Raw genomic sequence first — 20,248 nt, 5'->3', positions numbered from 1 at the left:
CAGCGAGGATGCGAGAGGGTGTCTCGCTCGTATGAGCTTAACCGGCGGGTAACGAGCGCGCCAGCCCCCGGAGTTTGTGATGTACCTCCCTCTGTGCCCGCGGGCCGCCTACGCTGGACCCCGTGGACGAAGAGTTGCGAGCGCTCACGGAGCGCTTACGGCAGGAATCGGGCGGCTCGGCGGCGTTCGACCGCCTGCTGGCGACCGAGGACCACGACGAACTGGCCGAGGTCCTCACCGCCCCCGGCCAGCCCCTCTGGGCGCGGGAACTGGCCGCGTTCCGGCTCGGCCGCGCGGGCGACCGGCGCGCCTTCGAGTCCCTGGTGCTGCTGCTCAACCACCGCGACCCGCCGCGCTGCGCCGCCGCCGCGCACGCCCTGGCCCGGCTCGACGACCCGCGTACGGCCCGCGCGGCCGCTGCCCTCGCCACCAACGAACTGCGCGTGGCCTACGCCCTGCACCCGGTCCGGCTGCTGGTCGCCCTGCGCGCCCCCGAGTCCGTGCCCGCGCTGATCACCACCCTGGAACGCCGCCTCCGCCCGCACGACCCCTACCGCCGCGTCGCCCTCGCCTGCGTGGAGGGGCTCGGCACCCTCGCCGACCCCCGGGCCCGCCGCATCCTGACCGAGGCCCTGGCCCACCCGGCCCTGGCCGAGGCGGCGGTCCACGCCCTGGCCCGCATCCCCGAGCAGAAGCAGACGCGCTGACACCCCGGCCGTGAGCGGGGTCAGGCGTCCAGTACGGCCAGTGCCTCCACCTCCATCAGGAAGTCCGGGGAGACCAGGGCGGCCACCTGGACGGCGGAGGAGGCCGGCAGGCGGGTGTCGGGTATGTGGGCGGCGCGGGCCGTGCGGAGGGCCGGCAGGTGGGACATGTCCGTGACGAAGTACGTCAGCTTGATCACGTGCTCGAAGCCCGCCCCGGCCGCGGCCAGACAGCGCCGGAGGTTCTCGAAGACCTGGCGGGCCTGGGCGGCCGGGTTGCCCGGGCCGACCAGCCGGCCCTCCTCGTCCAGGGGGAGCTGGCCGGAGACGGCGACCAGGCGGCCGGTCGCCGTGACCACATGGCTGTACTGGGCGGCGGGGGCGACCCCGTCGGGGGCCGGGATCCGGATGGGTTCGGTCATGGCGCCATTGTGGATCACGCCACTGACAACGCCCCCGGCCTCCCGCGGAGTTACCGGCGGAAGCCCAGCAGGCGGTGCAGCACCGCACCGGCGGAGGAGAGCGGCGCCGCCTTCGCTTTGAGCGGTTCCGGCTCCGGGGACCTGTGGCACACCGCGTCCGCCACACCGGCACCGCGCGGCACCGTGCCGTCCGTCAGATACGCGGCCAGATACCGGTCCGGACAGGCGTTGCCGCCGAGCGTGACGCCGTGGTTGCCGCCGCCCTGCTCGACCACCAGGCTGGAGCGGGCCAGCAGATGGTGCACCGTGACACCGCCCGGGTACGGGGTCGCCGCGTCGTCCGTCGCCTGGAACAGCAGCGCCGGCGGGAGCTTGGCGTTGGCGATGTTCACCGGCGTACCGGAGCCGACCGGCCAGAACGCGCACGGCGCGTTGTACCAGGCGTTGTTCCAGGCCATGAAGGGCGCCTTGCCGTACACCTTCCAGGTGTCCGCACGCCACCGGCTCCAGCCGCGCGGCCAGGCCACGTCACGGCACTGCACGGCCGTGTAGACGCTGTAGCCGTTGTCGCCGGCGGAGTCCACGGCTCCGAGACTCTTGTACGCCTCCACCAGCGGCGCGGTCTCCTTGTGGTGGACGTAGGCCGCGAACGCCTCGGCGAGATAGGGCCAGTAGCCGTCGAAGTAGCCGCCCGGGATGAAGGTGTCCTCCAGCTCCGCGGCGCCGACCTTCCCCGCGGCGGGCCGCTTCGCCAGCGCCGCCCGCATCGCGTACCAGGCGGCCTCCACCTTCTCGGGGTCCCTGCCGAGCCGGTATGCCGCGTCGTGCCGGGCGATCCACGCCATCAGCGCGCGGTGGCGGTCGTTGAAGGCGTAGTCCTGGCCCAGGTTGTCCCGGTACCAGACACCCGACGGATCCACGATCGAGTCCAGCACCAGCCGGCGCACCCGCTGCGGATACAGCTTGGCGTAGACCGCGCCCAGGTAGGTGCCGTAGGAGTAGCCGAAGTAGCTGATCGTGGGCGCGCCCAGCGCCTCCCGGATCGCGTCGAGGTCCCGCGCGGCGCTGACCGTGTCCATGTAGGGCAGGACGTCGGCGTGCCGGCGGCCGCACGCGGCGGCGAAGGACCGTGCCCGCTTCAGGTTCGCCTGTTCCACCGCGGCCGTGGCCGGCACGGTGTCCGGGCGCACCGGGGCGAAGTGGCGGGGCGCGCAGTCCAGGGCCGGGCCGCTGGCGCCCACCCCGCGCGGATCGAAGCCGATCACGTCGTACCGGGCCGCCACGCTCCGCGGCAGCGCGGCGGCGACGAAGCCGGCCAGCGCCAGCCCGCTGCCGCCGGGGCCGCCGGGGTTGACCAGCAGCGGCCCCTGGGAGGCCGCGGCGGTGTGCGGGACGCGCGAGAGGGCGAGACTGATCGTCCGGCCGGCCGGGTTCGCGTGGTCCAGCGGCACCCGCAGCGACGCGCACTGCATGCTCGGGTACTCGCTCGTGCCGCACTTCTTCCAGGCGAGCCGCGGAACGGGGGCGGCGGTCGCGCGCGCGGGGGCGGCGGTGACCGAGCCCGCCAGCACCGCGGCGGCTGCGCACAGCACGGCCGTGCGTCTTCTCATGGGGCCTCCCGGGACGGAGGGATCGGCGAACCGTGAGGTCACGGCTCTCGCCGGATCGTCCCGGCAACGGCGGCCCGAGGAACGCGTCCCGGCCGGAGTTGACCCGATTGGGCCGAGGGATGCCCTCGAACGCGCTCAGATGAGGGTCAGCTGGGTGGGCTCGGACCCGGTCGCGGGTTCGGCCGGCCGGATCCGGCGCGCCGCACGCGCGCGCGTGGGTCCGATGCCGTACTCCTGCGCCAGCTCGTGCACCTGACGGGTGATCCGGCGCTGGTACCACGTCGGCGCGTAGGCTCCTTGCGCGTACATGCGCTCGTAGCGGCCCACCAGGTCCGGGTGGTGGTGCGCCAGCCAGGCCATGAACCACTCGCGGGCGCCCGGCCGCAGATGCAGCGTGAGCGGGGTGACCGAGGTGGCCCCGGCCTCCGCGATGGCCCGTACCGCGGCCCGCAGCTGCTCCGGACGGTCGCTCAGGAACGGGATCACCGGCGCCATCAGCACCCCGCAGCCGATGCCGTGCTCGCCGAAGGCCCGTACGACGTCCAGTCGGCGCTCGGGCGCGGGGGTGCCCGGCTCCACCGTGCGCCACAGCTCGGTGTCGAGGAAGCCCACGGAGACCGAGACGCCCACGTCCGTCACCTCGGCCGCCCGCACCAGCAGCTCCAGGTCGCGCAGGATGAGCGTGCCCTTGGTGAGGATCGAGAACGGGTTCGCGTGCTCGGTGAGGGCCGAGATGATCCCCGGCATCAGCCGGTAGCGGCCCTCGGCGCGCTGGTAGCAGTCGACATTGGTGCCCATCGCGATGTGGTCGCCGCGCCAGCGCCGGGAGGCGAGCTGACGGCGCAGCACCTCGGGGGCGTTCACCTTGACCACGATCTGGGAGTCGAAGCCGAGGCCCGTGTCGAGGTCCAGATAGCTGTGCGTCTTGCGCGCGAAGCAGTACACGCACGCGTGCGTGCAGCCCCGATAGGGATTGACCGTCCATTCGAACGGCATGCGCGAGGCGCCCGGCACCCGGTTCAGCACCGAGCGCGCCCGGACCTCGTGGAAGGTGATCCCGCGGAACTCGGGCGTGTCGAAGGTGCGGGTCGTCACCGCGTCCGCGCCGAACAGGGCCGGCTCGGCCCGTCCGTGCTCGGTCTCCTCGGCGGGATCGGTGAGGTTGTCCCAGCGCATGACGCCTCCTCGGTAGCACTGCGGCACAGAATAGAACATGTGTTCCCATGATCGTGCGGACCCCGATTTGGGCGGCCGGGCGCCGGGGTGGTTGGCTTGCCGTGGTTGGTTACCAACCCCGAGCAACCAGGTCCTGGAGGAACGCAATGGCGCAGGTCGAGGCCACAACGGAGCGGGTCGTCGCGGCGGACGCGGAGAAGGTGTTCGACGCCCTCGCCGACTATTCCGGCACGCGGCAGAAGCTGCTGCCCGAGCACTTCAGCGAGTACGAGGTGCGCGAGGGCGGCGACGGCGAGGGCACCCTCGTCCACTGGAAGCTCCAGGCCACCAGCAAGCGGGTGCGCGACTGCCTGCTGGAGGTCAGCGAGCCCACCGACGGCGAGCTGGTCGAGAAGGACCGCAACTCCTCCATGGTCACCACCTGGCGCGTCACCCCGGCCGGCGAGGGGAAGTCCCGCGTCGTCGTCACCACCACCTGGCAGGGCGCCGGCGGCATCGGCGGCTTCTTCGAGAAGACCTTCGCGCCCAAGGGCCTCGGCCGGATCTACGACGCCCTGCTCGCCAACCTGGAGCGCGAGGTCACCCAGTAGCCTCAAATGGCAGCCGGTGAAGGGGAGTTGACTTCCGGAACCGACCTCCGGAGTTGACCCCCTTCACCGGTTCGGGTGGATCTCCACCCCGGCCCCCCGCGCACCGTAACCCGCCGCAGTTGTCCGCAGTTGCCTGCCTTAGGCGCGACATGTGACAGGTGTGACTGAGGGGAGCGGCACATGGGCGGGACGGCACTGGTGAAGCACGAGCCGGACACGGCACCGGCTCCGGACGCCGTCGAGGCACCGCCGCCGCCCGCTCCGGCCGCCGCACTCGGCGCGGGCCGCGTCCGGCTCGTCTTCTTCGGGCTGATGCTCGCCCTGCTCCTCGCCGCGCTCGACCAGATGATCGTCGCGACCGCCCTGCCGAAGGTCGTCGGCGAACTGCACGGCCTGGACCGGATGTCCTGGGCGATCACCGCCTACCTGCTCACCTCCACCATCGGACTGCCCCTGTACGGCAAGCTCGGCGACCTCGTCGGCCGCAAGGGCGTCTTCCAGTTCGCCATCGCCGTCTTCGTGGCCGGCTCCGCGCTCGCCGGCCGGTCCCAGTCCATGGACCAGCTGATCGCCTTCCGCGCGGTCCAGGGCGTCGGTGCCGGCGGACTCATGATCGGCGTGCAGGCGATCATCGCCGACATCGTGCCGCCCCGCGAACGCGGCCGCTACATGGGCCTGATCGGCGCCGCCTTCGGCCTCGCCTCCGTCGCCGGCCCGCTGCTCGGCGGCTACTTCACCGACCACCTCTCCTGGCGCTGGTGCTTCTACGTCAACGTCCCCTTCGGCCTGGTCACCCTCGCCGTCGTCACCGCCGTCCTGAAACTCCCCAGACCCGCCACGCGCGGCCGCCTCGACGTGCCGGGCGCGCTGCTCCTCGCCGTCGCCTCCACCTGCCTGGTCCTGCTGACCAGCTGGGGCGGCACCGAGTACGCCTGGGGCTCGAAGCAGATCGTCGGCCTCGGCGCCGGCGCGGCGGCCGCCGCCGCCCTCTTCCTCGTCGCCGAGCGCTTCGCCGCCGAACCCCTCATCCCGCTCCGGCTCTTCCGCGACTCGGTGTTCAACGTCAGCGGCCTGGTCGGCCTGGTGGTCGGCGTGGCCCTGTTCGGCGCCGCCAGCTATCTGCCGACCTTCCTCCAGATGGTCGACGGGGCCAGCGCCACCGGGTCCGGGCTGCTGATGCTGCCCATGATGGCCGGGATCGTCGGCGCCTCCGTCGTCGGCGGACAGCTCATCAGCCACACCGGCCGCTACAAGGTGTTCCCCGTGCTCGGCAGCGCCGTCGCCGCCGTCGGCATGTGGCTGCTGTCCCGGCTCCAGACCGACACGCCCCGGCTGCACTACAGCATCTGGATGGCCGTCCTCGGCGCCGGCATCGGCCTGGTGATGCCCGTCCTCGTCCTGGCCGTGCAGAACTCCGTACGCCCCGCCGACCTCGGCACCGCCACCAGCGCCAACAACTACTTCCGGCAGATCGGCGGCAGCGTCGGCGCCGCGATCTTCGGCACCCTCTTCGCCGACCGGCTCAGCCGCTCCCTGCGCACCGCACTGCCCCCGCGCGCGGGCGGCCGGCTGCCCGACCCCGACTCCCTCACCCCGCAGCTCGTCCACGCGCTGCCCCCGGCCCTGCGCGACGCCTACATCCGCGCCTACGCCGACGCGATGCCCCGGATCTTCCTCTACCTCGTCCCGGTGCTCGTCCTCGGCCTGCTCATCGCCTTCTTCCTCAAGGAGAAACCCCTGGTGTCCCACCACACCCCCGCCACCGATCCGCAGCCCGCGCCGGTGCCCGCCCCGCTTCCGCAGCCCCGGTCGTCGTACGCCGCCGGAGTCCCGGTCTGCGGCACCGTGCAGCACCCGGACGGCACCGTGGTGCCCCGCGCGGCGCTCACCCTGATCGACGCCGCCGGACAGCAGATCGGCCGCGGAGCGAGCGGCGAGGACGGCCGGTACGCGCTGTCCACCCCGGGCTCCGGGGCGTACGTCCTGATCGCCGCCGCCGGCGGCCACCAGCCGCAGGCCGTCTCCGTCACCGTCGGCGAACGCCCCGTGGAACTCGACGTCGTCCTCGGCGGCGCCGGCCGCCTCGCCGGCTGTGTCCGCACCGCCGACGGCACCCCCGTCCGGGACGCCACCGTCACCCTCACCAACGTCCACGGCGAGGTCGTCGCCGCCGTCCGCAGCGGCCGCGAGGGCGGTTACGTCATCACCGAACTGGTCGCCGGCGAGTACACCCTCGCCGCCAGCGCCCCCGCCTACCGGCCCGCCGCGCTCCCCGTCACCGTGCAGGCCTCCCGGGAGACCCGCCAGGACGTCGAGCTCGCCGGCGGCGCCGTGCTGCGGGGCACCGTCCGGGCGAGCGGCGGACGCCCCGTGGAGGACGCGCGCGTCACCCTCCTCGACGCCGCCGGCAATGTCGTCGACACCCTCACCACCAAAGCGGACGGCACCTTCCGGTTCGTCGACCTCTCCTCCGGCGAGTACACCGTCATCGCCGCAGGTTACCCGCCGGTCGCCACGGTTCTCCAGGTCGCGGGCGGTGGCCGGACCGAGCGGGATCTCCAGCTCGGCCACGAGGACTGACCCGGGCGCCGGGCCGCGCACCGCCGCGACCGGCACCGATCCGGGGTGACCAATTCCAGGATTCGGCACACATCGCGACCGGACGTCGCCGTACGGTAGTGGCGGGCGGCACAGATCGTTTTGTACAGCCGTGGGGAGAGAGGGCCTGGGCCATGGACCGTGGCAGCGAGCGGGACACACCTCCCGGTCGCGGCGCCGGCAGCGCCGCGCCCGGCCGGATTCCGCTGGCCGTTGTCGTCGTCGACCGCAACGGCCTGGTGTCGCACTGGAGCAGCGGCGCGGGCCGGTTGTTCGGCGTGGCACGGCAGCAGGCGGTGGGGCAGCCCGCGGCGGATCTGCTGCCCGTCTCCGGCGCGCTCCCCGACCAGGGCGACCCCACGCCGGACGCCTTCGAGTCCTACGACGGGCTCGGCCCCGACCTGGAGGCCTCGCTCGGCGGCGACACCGCCTACGCCACCGCGGGCCGCGCCCGCCTGGTGCCGCCCGGCCGGCACCCCGAGGGCGAGCGGATCGACGTGCTGTGGTGGGCCTACCCGCTGGTCGGCCCCGACGACTCCCGGCTGCTCGTGCTCGCCACCGACGCCACCCGGCTGTGCGAGGACCGCGGCCACGAGGACGAGACCGCCGAACGCATCTCGCCCGGCTTCGCCCGCCACACCGAACTGCCCGCCTCCGCGGAACTCGAACGGCGGCTGCCCGAGATCCTGCCCAACATGGGCCCCGGACTCAGCGGCCGCATCGTCTCCCAGGTCCTGGAACTCGGCTACCCCGTCCTGGAGTTCAGCCAGTTCGACCGGGTGCCGGTGACCCCGTACTGGGGCGTTCCGCGCCGCCCCGGACGCGGCAGCCGTGCCCAGGCCGTCGTACCGCAGCCGCGGGCCGCGGGCGCCGTCGTGGTCCCGGCGGGCGCCGAACAGGAGCTGGAGTACGCCGCCGTCCGCGAGCGGCTGGAGTTCCTCAACGAGGTCAGCTCCCGCATCGGCTCCTCCCTCGACCTCGGCGAGACCATCCGCGAGGTCACCAGCGCCGCCGTCCCCCGGTTCGCCGACTTCGCCGGCACCCATCTGCGGGCCGCGGTCCTGGCCGGCGAGGACTTCCCGGACGGGCCGCCCGACGCCAGCACCGTGATGTTCCGCGTCTGGGTCGAGCACAACGACGAACCCGGCCGCTGGGACGACACCGTGCCCGTCGGCGAGGCCTTCGCCTTCCCCGAGCACACGCCGTTCTACCGGTGCATGGTCACCGGTGAACCGGTGCTCGTCCCACGGGTCACCGAGGAGCTGTCCGAGCGCATCTCCGGCGAGTTCGAGAAGCGCGACCTCAGGCCGCTCATCGGCGGCAGGTCCCTGCTGATCGTCCCGCTCAAGGCACGCAACGTCGTCCTCGGCTTCATGGTGCTGATGCGCCGCCCGGACCGGCCCGCCTTCGACGACATGGACCGCACCACCGGCGCCGAACTCGCCGCCCGCGCGGGCCTCGTCCTCGACAACGCGCGCATGTACACCTACCAGGAGAACGTCGCCGACACCCTCCAGGACAGCATGCTGCCGCAGGTCGAGCCGAGGATGGCCGGCTGCGACATCGCCACCCGCTATCTGCCCGGCACCCGGCTCGGCCGGATCGGTGGCGACTGGTTCGACACCATCAAACTGCCCGGCTCACGCACCGCCCTCGTGGTCGGCGACGTCATGGGCCACGGCCTCAACTCGGCCGCCATGATGGGCCAGCTGCGCACCGCCGTGCAGACCATGGCCGCCATGGAGACCCCGCCCGCCCAGCTGCTGCGCAACCTGGACGACCTGGCCCGCCGGCTCGGCGACAACTACCTCGCCACCTGCCTCTACGCCGTCTACGACCCCATCCGCGGCGAACTCCACCTCGCCAACGCCGGACACATCCCGCCCGTGCTGGTCCGGGCCGAGGACGGCAGCAGCCGGCTCCTCGAACTGCCCACCGGTGCGCCCATAGGGGTCGGCGGTGTCCCCTTCGAGGCGATCCGGGTCAAGGTCGCGCCCGGCGACCGGCTGGTGCTGTGCACCGACGGCCTGGTCGAGGTGCGCGGCACCGACATCGGCGAGGGTCTCGCCGCGCTCTGCGAGTCCGCCGCCCACCCGGCCGCCTCCATGGACGACGCCTGCGACACCATCATCCGCGCCCTCAACACCCGCGACGGCCGCAAGGACGACGTCGCCCTGCTCATGGCCCGTCTCAACGGCATCCCGGACGACCATGTCGCCGCCTGGCGGCTCGGCGCCGACCCCCGCGAGGTGGGCCGGGCCCGCCGCCTGGTCCGCGAACGGCTCCTCGACTGGGGCCTGCCGCAGGCCGTGGACACCGCCGAACTGCTGGTCAGCGAGGTCGTCACCAACGCGGTCCGGCACGCCGGGAGCGACCCGGTCGAGCTGCGGGTGGTCCGCACCAACGCCCTGCTGTTCGAGGTCACCGACGACGAGCCAGCCCTGCCGGCCATGGTGAGCGCCGCGCCCGACGACGAGTCCGGCCGTGGACTGCGGGTGGTCAGCCGGCTCGCCCGCGAGTGGGGCGCCAGCGCCAGCGGCCACCGCAAGACGGTCTGGTTCGAGCAGGCGCTCACGGAACGGTAGTAAGGGGGGCGTGCCGTTGTCAGCGCGCCCCCTCGCAGCTCCGTATATCTCGTGAAGGTGGCTCCAGGCCTCTTGCCCTGTCCCCGATCACCACGATATTCCGATCACGGAACCGACCCGTGGGGAGATCGTATGAACGTCTCGGACAACTACCGCAGCGCCTGGGAGAGTTACTGGAGCGCCACCTCCGAGGCCCGGGGCGAGGCCATATGGGACTCCGACCCCTCCCTCGGCGCCGCACCGCACGCCGAACTGCTCCTGCCGTACGCCGACCCGGGCCGCACCGTGGTCGACCTCGGCTGCGGCAACGGCACCCAGACCCGCTACCTCGCCACCCGCTTCGCCCGCGCGGTCGGCGTCGACCTCTCGCACGCGGCGGTCGCCCACGCCCGCCGCGCCTCGGGCGGTGACGGGCCCGAGTTCCAGCAGCTCGACCTCACCGACACCGACGCCGTACGCGCCCTGCACGACCGGCTCGGCGACAGCAACGTCTATATGCGGGCCGTCACCCACCAGAGCGAACCGGCCGCACGCCCCGCGGTCGCCGCCGCCGTCGCCACGCTCCTCGGCACCGAGGGCCGTGCCTTCGTCGTGGAGCTGACCTCCGGCTCCCGGGACGTCCTCAAGCGCGCCGCCTCCCAGCCGGGCGGGCCGGGACCCAAGCTCCAGCGTGTCTTCAAGCACGGCCTGAAGCCCGCCGACGCCGACGACGAGGAGATCCCCCGGCTGCTCGGGGAGGCCGGCCTGGCCGTCCTGGACAGCGGAGAGACGGTCCTGCCCCAGACGGAGCACCTCCTGGACGGCACCCGCATCGACCTACCCGCCCGGTGGTTCGTACTCGCCGCCAAGTAAGGAGTTCCGCGTACCGGCCCGGGGTCGTGGTGCCGGTGGGGTGGGGCGCGTAACGTGAGCCGGCATGAAGATCCTCATCAGTGCGGACATGGAGGGGGCGACCGGTGTCACCTGGCCGGCGGACGTGCTGCCGGGGACGCCGGAGTGGCAGCGGTGCCGGTCGATGTTCACCTCGGACGTGAACGCCGCCGCCCAGGGCTTCTTCGACGGCGGCGCCGACCAGGTGCTCGTCAACGAGGCGCACTCGACCATGCGGAACCTGCTGCTGGAACACCTCGACGAGCGGATCGAGATGCTCACCGGACGGCACAAGGCGCTGTCCATGGTGGAGGGCGTCCAGCACGGGGACGTCGACGGCATCGCGTTCGTCGGCTACCACGCGGGCGCCGGCATGGAGGGCGTCCTCGCCCACACCTACCTCGCCAACCAGATCACCGGGGTCTGGCTGGACGACGTCCGCGCCAGCGAGGGGCTCCTCAACGCCCGCGTCGTCGCCGAGTACGGCGTCCCGGTCGTCCTGGTCACCGGCGACGACATCGCCTGCGAGGACGCCCTCGGCTATGCGCCCGAGGCGCTGAAGGTCGCCGTGAAGGACCATGTCTCGCGGTACGCGGCCGTCTGCCGCACCCCGGCCCGTACCGCCGCCGACATCCGCGCCGCCGCCAAGGAGGCCGCACGGCTCGCCGTCCGGTACGAGCCCGTGCACGGCGGCCCGCACACCGTCGCGGTGGAGTTCGACGCCGAGCATCTGGCGATGGCCGCAACCGTCGTCCCCGGTGTGCAGCGGACCGGGGAGCGCAAGGTGGCGTACCGCAGTCCGACCATGTACGAGGCCATTCGCACGTTCAAGGCGGTCACCACGATCGCCTCCGCCGCCGTGGAGGAGCAGTATGGCTGACCAGCAGGCCCTGGACGAGGTGGTCGAGTTCACCTCCGGCCTGATCCGGATCGACACCACCAACCGCGGCGGCGGCGACTGCCGGGAGCGGCCGGCCGCCGAGTACGCCGCCGAACGGCTGGCCGGCGCCGGCCTGGAACCGCTGCTGCTGGAGCGTACCCCGGGCCGTACCAACGTGGTCGCCCGGATCGAGGGCACCGACCCGTCCGCCGACGCGCTGCTGGTCCACGGCCATCTCGACGTGGTTCCGGCCGAGGCCGCCGACTGGAGCGTGCACCCCTTCTCCGGGGAGGTCCAGGGCGGCGTGGTGTGGGGGCGGGGCGCCGTCGACATGAAGAACATGGACGCGATGATCCTGGCGGTCGTCCGCTCCTGGGCCCGGCAGGGGGTACGGCCCCGCCGCGATCTCGTCATCGCCTTCACCGCGGACGAGGAGGCCAGCGCCGAGGACGGCTCCGGCTTCCTCGCCGACCACCACCCCGAACTCTTCGAGGGCTGCACCGAGGGCGTCGGCGAGTCGGGCGCCTTCACCTTCCACGACGGCGCCGGCCGGCAGATCTATCCGATCGCCGCGGGGGAGCGGGGCACCGGCTGGCTGAAGCTCACCGCCCGCGGCCGCGCCGGACACGGCTCCAAGGTCAACGAGGAGAACGCGGTGACCCGGCTCGCCGCCGCCGTCACCCGCATCGGCGAGCACCGGTGGCCGTCCCGGCTCACCCCGACGGTGCGGGCCGCCCTCGCCGAACTCGCCGCCCTCTACGGCATCGACGCCGACCTCACCGACCCGGACCTGCTGCTGGACAAGCTCGGCCCGGCCGCCCAGCTGGTGGAGGCGACCGTCCGCAACAGCGCCAACCCGACGATGCTGGCGGCCGGTTACAAGGTCAACGTCATTCCGGGCGAGGCGGTCGCCCATGTCGACGGGCGGTTCCTCGCCGGCACCGAGGAGGAGTTCCGCGCCACCCTGGACGAGCTGACCGGCCCCGACATCAGCTGGGAGTTCATCCACCGGGAGGTCGCCCTCCAGGCACCGGTGGACACGCCGACCTTCGCCCGGATGCGGGCCGCCGTCGAGGAGTTCGCGCCCGAGGGACACGTCGTGCCGTACTGCATGCCGGGCGGCACCGACGCCAAGCAGTTCTCCCGGCTCGGCATCACCGGCTACGGCTTCACCCCGCTGAAGCTGCCCGAGGACCTCGACTACCAGGCGCTGTTCCACGGGGTGGACGAGCGCGTACCGGTGGCGGCACTGGAGTTCGGCGTGCGGGTCCTCGACCGCTTCCTGCGCACCGCCTAGCCACGGAGGACCGCCGGATGACCGAGGCGCCGTACGGATCCTGGCCGTCGCCCGTCGACGCGGCCCTGGCCGCCGCGCACGACGGCCGGCCCGAGTGGGTCGGCTTCGTCGGCGACGAGGTGTGGTGGACCGAGCCCCGGCCCGCCGAGGGCGGCCGCCGGGCCCTGGTCCGGCGCCGCGCCGACGGACGGGCGGAAACGGTACTGCCCACGCCGTGGAACGTGCGCGGCCGCGTCATGGAGTACGGCGGCCGGCCCTGGACCGCGGTGTCGCGCGACGGGCATCCGCTCGTCGTCTTCGCGCACTTCGCCGACCGGCGGCTCTACCGGTACGAGCCGGGCGGCGAGCCCCGCCCGCTGACCCCGGTGTCCGCGGTGGGCGGCGGGCTGCGCTGGGCGGAGCCGCGGGTGGACCTCGCGCGCGGCGAGGTGTGGTGTGTGCTGGAGGAGTTCACCGGGGACGGCCCGGGTGACGTACGACGGGTCCTGGCCGCCGTACCGCTGGACGGCTCGGCCGCCGAGGACCGCCGCGCCGTACGCGAACTCGCCCCGGCGCGGCACCGGTTCGTCACCGGGCCGCGGCTGTCGCCGGACGGCCGGCGCGCCGCCTGGCTGGGCTGGGACCATCCGCGGATGCCGTGGGACGGCACGGACCTGCTCGTCGCCGAGGTGACGGACGGGGGCACGCTGGAGCGGGTGCGCACCGTCGCCGGCGGACCGGACGAAGCCGTCGCCCAGGTCGAGTGGTCGTACCCGGACGGCGCCCTGCTGTACACCAGTGACCGCGGCGGCTGGTGGAACCTCTACCGCGACGGCACCCCGCTGTGCCCCCGCGAGGAGGAGTTCGGCGGGCCGCTGTGGCAGCTCGGCCTTCAGTGGTTCGCGCCGCTGGAGAACGGGCTGATCGCGGTCGTCCACGGCCGGGGGCCGGCCGTGCTCGGGATACTGGACCCGGCATCGGGCGAGGTCGTCGACGCCGCCGGGCCGTGGACCGAGTTCGCGCCCACCCTCGCCACGCACGGCGACCGGGTGGCCGCCGTCGGGGCGAGCCCGCGCAGCGGCTACGAGGTCGTGGAGCTGGACACCGCCACCGGCCGGGCCCGCCCCGTCGGCGCCCGCCACCGCGACCCCGTCGACCCCGCCTACTACCCCGAGCCGCGCGTCCGCACCTTCCCGGGGCCCGGCGGCCGCCCGGTGCACGCCCAGGTCTATCCGCCGCACCACCCGGAGTACTCCGCCCCGGACGGCGAGCTGCCGCCCTATGTCATCTGGGTGCACGGCGGTCCCACCGACCGGGCGCCGCTCGTGCTGGACCTGGCGATCGCCTGCTTCACCTCCCGCGGCATCGGTGTCGCCGAGGTGAACTACGGCGGCTCCACCGGATACGGCCGGGCCTACCGCGAGCGGCTGCGCGGGCAGTGGGGCGTGGCCGACGTCCAGGACTGCGCGGCCGTCGCCCGCGCCCTCGCCGAGGAGGGCACCGCCGACCCCGCCCGGCTCGCGATCCGGGGCGGCAGCGCGGGCGGCTGGACCGCCGCCGCCTCCCTGACCACCACCGACGTCTACGCCTGCGGCACCATCCGCTACCCGGTCCTGGACCTGGCCACCTGGGGGCCGCAGGACACCCACGACTTCGAGTCCCACTACCTCGAGTCGCTGGTCGGCCCGTTCGCCGAGGTGCCACAGCGGTACGCCGAGCGCTCGCCGACCCGCCACGCCCACCGGCTCACCGCGCCGTTCCTGCTGCTCCAGGGCCTGGACGACGCGGTCTGTCCGCCCGCCCAGTGCGAACGCTTCCTCGCCCGCCTCGGCGGCCGGGGCGTGCCGCACGCCTACCTCACCTTCGCGGGGGAGGGGCACGGCTTCCGGCGGGCCGAGACCACCGTGCGCGCGCTGGAGGCCGAGCTGTCGCTGTACGCTCAGGTGTTCGGACTGGACATGCCCGGTGTCCCGAGGACGGAGCTGCACACGTGAAGGAACTCCAGCGCCCCCGGCGCCTGGCCCCGGGCGCCCGGGTCGCCGTGGTCGCGCCCAGTGGGCCGGTGCCCGAGGAGCGGCTCCAGCTCGGGCTCGACGTGCTGCGCGGCTGGGACCTGGACCCGGTCGTGGCCCCCCATGTCCTGGACCGGCACGACGGGCTGCGCTATCTGGCGGGCCGGGACGCCGACCGCGCCGCCGACTTCCAGCGGGCCTGGTGCGACCCGTCCGTCGCCGCCGTGCTGTGCGCCCGCGGCGGCTACGGCGCCCAGCGCATGGTCGACCTGCTCGACTGGGACGCGCTGCGCGCCGCCGGACCCAAGGTGCTGGTCGGCTTCAGCGACGTCACCGCCCTGCACCAGGCCTTCGCCACCCGCCTCGGCCTGGTCACCCTGCACGGCCCGGTGGCCGCCGGGATCGACTTCGTCAAGAGCGCCCGCGCCCAGGACCACCTCAGGGCCACCCTCTTCCACCCGGAGACCGTGCAGTCCGTGGCCACCACCGGCACGGCCCTGGTGCCCGGCCGGGCCCGTGGTGTCACCCTCGGCGGCTGCCTCAGCCTGCTCGCCACCGACCTCGGCACTCCGTTCGCCCGGCCCGGCGCCCGCGGCGGACTGCTGCTGATCGAGGACGTGGGCGAACGGCCGTACGCCGTCGACCGGTTGCTGACCCAGCTGCTGCGCACCGGCTGGCTCGACGGGGTCACCGGGATCGGACTCGGCTCCTGGCACGGCTGCGGGCCGTACGAGGAGCTGCGCCCCGTCCTCGCCGACCGGCTCGCCGGGCTCGGCGTCCCGGTCCTGGAGCAGATGGGCTTCGGGCACGGCGCGGACGCGCTCACCGTCCCCTTCGGCGTGGCGGCCGAACTCGACGCCGACGCGGGCACCTTGACCCTGGACACGCCCGCGCTGCGCTGACCGGCGGCAGGACCGTAGGCTGACCGCATGCCGCACACCGCACCCCACTACCTCGCCGAGGGCCCGCGGGTGGCCATCCGCCACTTCACCCTCGCCGACGGGCCCGAGTTCACCGCGCGGGTCCAGGAGAGCAAGGACCTGCACCGGCCGTGGCTGTTCCCGCCGGACACCGAGCAGGCCTACGCCGACTACGCCGGCCGGCTGATCGAGGACCCGGGCCGGGCCGGTTTCCTGGTGTGCGAGAAGGACAGTGGCGACATCGCCGGATACATCAACATCAACAACATCGTGCGGGGCGCCTTCCAGTGCGGCGCCCTCGGCTACGGCGCCTTCGCCCACGCCGCCGGGCGGGGCCTGATGCGCGAGGGCCTCGACCTGGTGATCGGGTACGCCTTCGGCCCGCTCGGACTGCACCGGCTGGAGATCAACGTCCAGCCCGAGAACACCGCCTCGATCGCCCTCGCCCGCGGCGCCGGATTCCGCAACGAGGGCTTCTCGCCCAGGATGCTCTACATCGACGGGGCCTGGCGCGACCACGAACGCTGGGCGCTCACCCAGGAGATGCGCACCCCCCGCTGAGCCCGCCTGGCACCCTTTGCGCAATCCTGACCGGCAGCGCCCCTGGCCGACTCGCCGGCCGCCCGGTTCCCTGGTCGTCGTGACGAGGATCCGACGTGAGGAACTGACGCTGCCCGCCGCACCGCTGGGCCCCGACAACCCCCTTCCCGCACTGCGCCCCCTCGACGAGGTGCACCGCACCGACGACCGTGACCGCGACCGGGCCGGTCCGCTGCGCCACGCACCGCTGCGCAGCCTGCTCCCGGTCCGGGTCCGCGACGGCTACGACCGGCACCGCGAGCCGCGCACCCTCGACGCGCTGGTGATCGAGAACGACCGGCTGCGCGCCACCGTCCTGCCGGGCCTGGGCGGCCGCGTCGTCTCCCTGCTCCACCTGCCCACCGGACGCGAACTCCTCTACCGCAACCCGGTGTTCCAGCCGGCGAACTTCGCCCTCAACGGCGCCTGGTACTCCGGCGGCATCGAGTGGAACATCGGCGTCACCGGCCACACCACCCTGTCCTGCGCACCCCTGCACGCCGCCCGGGTCGCCGCTCCCGACGGCGGGGAGATGCTGCGGCTGTGGGAGTGGGAGCGGCTGCGCGACCTGCCCTTCCAGGTCGACCTCTGGCTCCCCGACGGCTCCGACTTCCTGTACGCCGCCGTCCGCATCCGCAACCCGCACGAGCACCCGGTGCCCGCCTCCTGGTGGTCCAACACCGCAGTCCCCGAGGAGCGCCGCATCCTCGCCCCCGCCGAGGAGGCCTGGTCCTACGGCTACGAACGCCGTCTGCGCCGCGTCCCCGTCCCCGTCCACGACGGCATCGACCGCTCCCACCCGCTCGACAGTCCCTACGCCGCCGACTACTTCTACGACATCCCGGACGGCCGCCGCCGCTGGATCGCCGCTCTCGACGCCGACGGCCACGGCCTGGTGCAGACCTCCACCGACCTGCTGCGCGGCCGCAAGCTCTTCGTCTGGGGCAGCGGCCCGGGCGGACGCCGCTGGCAGGACTGGCTCACCGCCCCGGGCACCGGCGGCTACTGCGAGATCCAGGCCGGCCTCGCCCCCACTCAGCTGGAGTACGTCCGCCTCGACGCCGAGAGCGAGCTGTCCTGGCTGGAGGCGTACGGCCCGCTCGACGCACCCGTCGAGGGGGAGTGGACCGGGGCCGTCCGGGGCGTGGCGGAGCGGCTGGAGTCGGCACTGCCCCGCGCCCGGACCGAGCAGGCGTACGCGGCCTGGCTGCCGTACGCCGACACCGAACCCGGCGAACACCTCGCCACCGGCTCCGGCTGGGGCGCGCTGGAGGTGCTGCGCGCCGGATGGAAGCTGCCCGGCACCCCCTTCGCCGACTCCACCCTCGGCCCCGCCCAGGAACCCTGGCTGACGCTGCTGCGCACCGGCTGCCTGCCCGAGCCGCGCCGGGCAGGGCCGCCCGGCGAGACCCTGGTCGCCCCGCACTGGCGGGACATGCTGGAGACCGCGCCCGCCACCCCGCACACCGAGTACCACCTCGGCATCGCCCAGTGGCACGCCGGCGACCGCGCCCAGGCGGTGCGCAGCTGGGAGCGCGCCCTCCCGCTCGCGCCCGCGCGCTGGCCCGGCTTGCGCTGCCTGGCCGTCGCCGACCGGGAGTCCGGCCACCACGAGCGCGCCGCCGACCGCTACCGGGACGCCTTCGACGACCTGTGCCGCTCCCTGGCCGCGGCCCCGGGTGACGACGACGGGATCCGGACCGCCGACCTCGCCGCCCTCGCCGCACTCGGCCGGGAGACCCTCGACGCCCTGCTCCGCGCCCGCCGCACGGCCGAGGCCCGGGCGGTGTGGGACCGGCTGCCGGCCGCCCTCCGGGGGCGCGGCCGGTTCCGGCTGCTGCTGGCCGAGCTGCTGCTCGCCGAGGGCCGCCCCGCCGAGGCGCGCGCCGTCTTCGACGAGGGCTTCGAGGTCCCCGACCTCCGGGAGGGAGAGGACGCCCTCGGCCGGCTCTGGGCCCGCCTCACCGACGAGCCCCTGCCGGCCCCCTACGACTTCCGGATGCACCCGGACCCGGCGGTCTGACCGGCTCAGGCCCGCTGGTGGTCCACGTACTCGAAGACCGCCCCGTCCGGGTGCACCGCGAGCAGATTGCGGCCCACCGGCGTCGGAACCGGCCCCGCCACCACCTGGGCGCCCAGCTCCGTCAGCAGCCGGTGGGCCTCCTCGACATCCGGTACGGCGATGGTCGCGGCCACCTTGCGCAGCAGCTCCAGCTCCTCCTCGGGCCCGCTCATCAACAGGAACGACCCCACCGCGGCCACCCGCACACCACCGCGCTCGAAGCGCTGGGCTCTGCCTCCCGCCAGCCGTTCGTAGAAGGGGACGGCGGCTTCGAGGTCGTCGACGCAGATGCGCAGCGAGGCGCCCAGAATCTCCATGCGCCCGAGCCTAGTTGGCCCGGCGGCGGGCGTGCAGGGGGCGGGCGTTACCGGGCGTGAACGGCGGGTACCCGCAGGGTATGGACCGTTTGGATCACCTGGAACATCTCGACAAAGCCCTGGTCGACGAGCTGGCGCAGGTGGCACGCGAGACGGTGCGGGACGAGCTGCGCGAGCAGACCCGCAAGCAGCGCCGTACCGCCCTGCTCTACGCCGCGTCCGGCACCGCCGCCCTGTACGCGGGGGCCGCGCTGTCCCTCGCGCTCGGTCTGGCGCTGGCCCTGGGCCTGCCCGGCTGGGCGGCGGCCCTGATCACCGCGGCGATCCTGGGTGTGATCGCCTATGCCCTGCGCAGCGCCGCCCACCCCCATCACCCCAACACGGGCCGCCCCGCCGCCGGGCATGTCGTCGGAGGCACCGCCCCCACCGGCCCGCCGAGCGGCCTGGGCGTCCCCTATCCGCCGATTCCGCAGACCCCGCCGCGGCCCCCGGAGGACCCGGCAGCCCCGCACCACCGGGCCTGAGCGAGGGCGTGAGCGCCTCGGCCGATCGGCGTCAGCCGGTCAGCCGGGGCAGCACCTTCGTCCGGTAGAAGTCGAAGAAGCCGCGCTGGTCCGGCCCGATCTGGTTCACGTACACCCGGTTGAAGCCGGCGTCGGCGAACGCCCGCAGCGCCGAGACGTGCTGCTCGACGTCGTCGCCGCAGACCACGTTCTCCCGCACCGCGTCCTGTGTGACCAGCTCGTGCAGCTGCTCGAAGTGGCGCGGTGACGGCAGGATCTGCCCCATCTCGCCGGGCAGCAGCTCGTTGTACCAGAGCCGGTGCACCGTCCGCACACACTCCTCGCGGTCGGTGCCGTAACAGACCTTCGTGCCGCCGCTGACCGGCTTGGCCCCGCCCCCGCCCTTGCGGAACCGGGTGACCATCTCCTCCTCGGGCGCCATGGTGATGTAGCCGTCGCCCACCCGGGCGGCCAGCGCGGTCGCCTTCGGACCGAAGCCGGAGATGTCGATCGGCACGGGCTCGTCGGGGACGGTGTAGAGGCGGGCGTTCTCCACGGTGTAGTGGGTGCCGCGATGGCTGACCTCCTCGCCGGTGAACAGCCGCCGCATCACCTGGATCGCCTCCTCCAGCATCTCCAGCCGGACGGGCAGCGGGGGCCACCGGTCGCCGAGGATGTGCTCGTTCAGTGCCTCGCCGGTGCCGACGCCGAGCCGGAAGCGGCCCTGGGTCAGCACCGCGCTCGTCGCGGCGGCCTGCGCCACCACGGCCGGGTGGGTCCGTACGGTCGGGCAGGTCACGGCGGTCTCGATGGGCAGCGACACCGCCTCGGACAGGGCGCCGATCACGGACCACACGAACGCGCTCTGGCCCTGCGCGTCGTTCCACGGGTGGTAGTGGTCGGAGATCCACAGCGCCTGGAAGCCGGCCTGCTCGGCCATCCGGGCCTGCTCGATGAGGTCGGCCGGGCCGTGCTCCTCGCTGGCCAGGAAATAGCCGTACTGGGGCATGGAAAGTACCTCCGCGCGGGCGAAGCTGTGCTTGGTGTGCTCCGGTCCCGGGCCGGGTACCGGGGGCCCGGCGGGCGAAACGCCACGAGCGCGGCCCGCGGGCGCGGACCGGGCGTACGGGTGACCGGCCCGGCG

The 20,248-nt window shown here is 73.9% G+C and carries 17 protein-coding genes; 12 read left to right on the top strand and 5 right to left on the bottom strand.

The annotated features are described in order from the left end of the window. Positions 1-122: 122 nt before the first annotated feature. Entirely contained in the window at positions 123-707 is a 585-nt protein-coding gene (locus ACZ5CZ_RS06270) for an adenylosuccinate lyase (protein WP_468939696.1), read from the top strand. Between the two features lie 20 nt (positions 708-727). Here the strand turns inward: ACZ5CZ_RS06270 and ACZ5CZ_RS06265 are convergent, their stop codons facing one another. The 3 genes from ACZ5CZ_RS06265 to ACZ5CZ_RS06255 form a co-directional block, all read right to left on the bottom strand. Continuing rightward, a complete protein-coding gene (locus ACZ5CZ_RS06265; RefSeq protein ID WP_468939693.1) occupies positions 728-1,126 on the bottom strand; it encodes a RidA family protein in 399 nt (132 codons plus the stop codon). A 50-nt stretch (positions 1,127-1,176) separates the two neighbouring features. Continuing rightward, positions 1,177-2,736, bottom strand: a complete 1,560-nt coding sequence (locus tag ACZ5CZ_RS06260; RefSeq protein ID WP_468939691.1) for an alpha/beta hydrolase — start codon at positions 2,734-2,736, stop codon at positions 1,177-1,179. Positions 2,737-2,871: 135 nt separating this feature from the next. Then, a complete protein-coding gene (locus tag ACZ5CZ_RS06255; RefSeq protein ID WP_385842931.1) occupies positions 2,872-3,912 on the bottom strand; it encodes an Rv2578c family radical SAM protein in 1,041 nt (346 codons plus the stop codon). Positions 3,913-4,058: 146 nt separating this feature from the next. On the opposite strand from ACZ5CZ_RS06255, the gene ACZ5CZ_RS06250 reads away from it, so the two are divergent. The 10 genes from ACZ5CZ_RS06250 (at position 4,059) to ACZ5CZ_RS06205 (ending at position 18,245) form a co-directional block, all read left to right on the top strand. Next, entirely contained in the window at positions 4,059-4,502 is a 444-nt protein-coding gene (locus ACZ5CZ_RS06250) for an SRPBCC family protein (RefSeq protein WP_385842930.1), read from the top strand. 180 nt (positions 4,503-4,682) lie between these two features. Beyond that, positions 4,683-7,082 (top strand): MFS transporter, encoded by a 2,400-nt coding sequence (locus ACZ5CZ_RS06245; protein WP_468939687.1) that lies wholly within the window; start codon positions 4,683-4,685, stop codon positions 7,080-7,082. A gap of 152 nt (positions 7,083-7,234) precedes the next feature. Then, the gene (locus tag ACZ5CZ_RS06240; protein WP_385842928.1) at positions 7,235-9,685 is read left to right on the top strand and encodes an ATP-binding SpoIIE family protein phosphatase; all 2,451 of its coding nucleotides are present in this window, start codon (positions 7,235-7,237) and stop codon (positions 9,683-9,685) included. A gap of 132 nt (positions 9,686-9,817) precedes the next feature. After that, a complete protein-coding gene (locus ACZ5CZ_RS06235; RefSeq protein WP_468939683.1) occupies positions 9,818-10,537 on the top strand; it encodes a class I SAM-dependent methyltransferase in 720 nt (239 codons plus the stop codon). Positions 10,538-10,601: 64 nt separating this feature from the next. Then, a complete protein-coding gene (locus ACZ5CZ_RS06230) occupies positions 10,602-11,435 on the top strand; it encodes a M55 family metallopeptidase (protein ID WP_468939680.1) in 834 nt (277 codons plus the stop codon). Beyond that, positions 11,428-12,732 (top strand): M20/M25/M40 family metallo-hydrolase, encoded by a 1,305-nt coding sequence (locus ACZ5CZ_RS06225; protein ID WP_468939678.1) that lies wholly within the window; start codon positions 11,428-11,430, stop codon positions 12,730-12,732. Before ACZ5CZ_RS06230 ends, ACZ5CZ_RS06225 begins: the two co-directional genes overlap by 8 nt. 17 nt (positions 12,733-12,749) lie before the next feature. After that, positions 12,750-14,705: a prolyl oligopeptidase family serine peptidase gene (locus tag ACZ5CZ_RS06220; RefSeq protein WP_468939675.1), complete on the top strand. Its 1,956-nt coding sequence runs from the start codon at positions 12,750-12,752 to the stop codon at positions 14,703-14,705. Then, the gene (locus ACZ5CZ_RS06215) at positions 14,702-15,625 is read left to right on the top strand and encodes a S66 peptidase family protein (RefSeq protein WP_385842923.1); all 924 of its coding nucleotides are present in this window, start codon (positions 14,702-14,704) and stop codon (positions 15,623-15,625) included. Before ACZ5CZ_RS06220 ends, ACZ5CZ_RS06215 begins: the two co-directional genes overlap by 4 nt. Positions 15,626-15,652: 27 nt before the next feature. After that, positions 15,653-16,204: a GNAT family N-acetyltransferase gene (locus ACZ5CZ_RS06210; RefSeq protein ID WP_385842922.1), complete on the top strand. Its 552-nt coding sequence runs from the start codon at positions 15,653-15,655 to the stop codon at positions 16,202-16,204. A gap of 70 nt (positions 16,205-16,274) precedes the next feature. Beyond that, positions 16,275-18,245 carry a DUF5107 domain-containing protein gene (locus ACZ5CZ_RS06205; RefSeq protein ID WP_468940161.1) on the top strand — a complete coding sequence of 657 codons (1,971 nt, stop codon included), beginning with the start codon at positions 16,275-16,277 and terminating at the stop codon, positions 18,243-18,245. A 5-nt stretch (positions 18,246-18,250) separates the two neighbouring features. On the opposite strand, the gene ACZ5CZ_RS06200 is transcribed toward ACZ5CZ_RS06205, so the two are convergent. Next, a complete protein-coding gene (locus tag ACZ5CZ_RS06200; RefSeq protein ID WP_468939671.1) occupies positions 18,251-18,601 on the bottom strand; it encodes a VOC family protein in 351 nt (116 codons plus the stop codon). An 80-nt stretch (positions 18,602-18,681) separates the two neighbouring features. Between ACZ5CZ_RS06200 and ACZ5CZ_RS06195 the strand changes: the two genes are divergently transcribed. Beyond that, positions 18,682-19,125, top strand: a complete 444-nt coding sequence (locus ACZ5CZ_RS06195) for a phage holin family protein (RefSeq protein ID WP_468939668.1) — start codon at positions 18,682-18,684, stop codon at positions 19,123-19,125. Between the two features lie 31 nt (positions 19,126-19,156). Here ACZ5CZ_RS06195 and ACZ5CZ_RS06190 read toward each other — a convergent pair whose 3' ends face one another. Continuing rightward, on the bottom strand, positions 19,157-20,113 hold the full coding sequence (locus ACZ5CZ_RS06190) for an LLM class F420-dependent oxidoreductase (RefSeq protein ID WP_468939666.1): 957 nt from the start codon (positions 20,111-20,113) through the stop codon (positions 19,157-19,159). Positions 20,114-20,248 lie beyond the last annotated feature (135 nt).

Source organism: Streptomyces sp. NPDC031418 (assembly GCF_055581605.1).
The sequence above is the reverse complement of the archived record's forward strand: the minus strand, read 5'-3'. Positions and strand labels throughout refer to the sequence as shown.

What these genes read in the sequence shown, in the direction of transcription:
- ACZ5CZ_RS06265 (WP_468939693.1), bottom strand. Translation starts at nt 1,126, where the DNA reads ATGACCGAACCCATCCGGATCCCGGCCCCCGACGGGGTCGCCCCCGCC.
- ACZ5CZ_RS06260 (WP_468939691.1), bottom strand. Translation starts at nt 2,736, where the DNA reads ATGAGAAGACGCACGGCCGTGCTGTGCGCAGCCGCCGCGGTGCTGGCG.
- ACZ5CZ_RS06255 (WP_385842931.1), bottom strand. Translation starts at nt 3,912, where the DNA reads ATGCGCTGGGACAACCTCACCGATCCCGCCGAGGAGACCGAGCACGGA.
- ACZ5CZ_RS06250 (WP_385842930.1), top strand. Translation starts at nt 4,059, where the DNA reads ATGGCGCAGGTCGAGGCCACAACGGAGCGGGTCGTCGCGGCGGACGCG.
- ACZ5CZ_RS06245 (WP_468939687.1), top strand. Translation starts at nt 4,683, where the DNA reads ATGGGCGGGACGGCACTGGTGAAGCACGAGCCGGACACGGCACCGGCT.
- ACZ5CZ_RS06240 (WP_385842928.1), top strand. Translation starts at nt 7,235, where the DNA reads ATGGACCGTGGCAGCGAGCGGGACACACCTCCCGGTCGCGGCGCCGGC.
- ACZ5CZ_RS06235 (WP_468939683.1), top strand. Translation starts at nt 9,818, where the DNA reads ATGAACGTCTCGGACAACTACCGCAGCGCCTGGGAGAGTTACTGGAGC.
- ACZ5CZ_RS06230 (WP_468939680.1), top strand. Translation starts at nt 10,602, where the DNA reads ATGAAGATCCTCATCAGTGCGGACATGGAGGGGGCGACCGGTGTCACC.
- ACZ5CZ_RS06225 (WP_468939678.1), top strand. Translation starts at nt 11,428, where the DNA reads ATGGCTGACCAGCAGGCCCTGGACGAGGTGGTCGAGTTCACCTCCGGC.
- ACZ5CZ_RS06220 (WP_468939675.1), top strand. Translation starts at nt 12,750, where the DNA reads ATGACCGAGGCGCCGTACGGATCCTGGCCGTCGCCCGTCGACGCGGCC.
- ACZ5CZ_RS06210 (WP_385842922.1), top strand. Translation starts at nt 15,653, where the DNA reads ATGCCGCACACCGCACCCCACTACCTCGCCGAGGGCCCGCGGGTGGCC.
- ACZ5CZ_RS06200 (WP_468939671.1), bottom strand. Translation starts at nt 18,601, where the DNA reads ATGGAGATTCTGGGCGCCTCGCTGCGCATCTGCGTCGACGACCTCGAA.
- ACZ5CZ_RS06195 (WP_468939668.1), top strand. Translation starts at nt 18,682, where the DNA reads ATGGACCGTTTGGATCACCTGGAACATCTCGACAAAGCCCTGGTCGAC.
- ACZ5CZ_RS06190 (WP_468939666.1), bottom strand. Translation starts at nt 20,113, where the DNA reads ATGCCCCAGTACGGCTATTTCCTGGCCAGCGAGGAGCACGGCCCGGCC.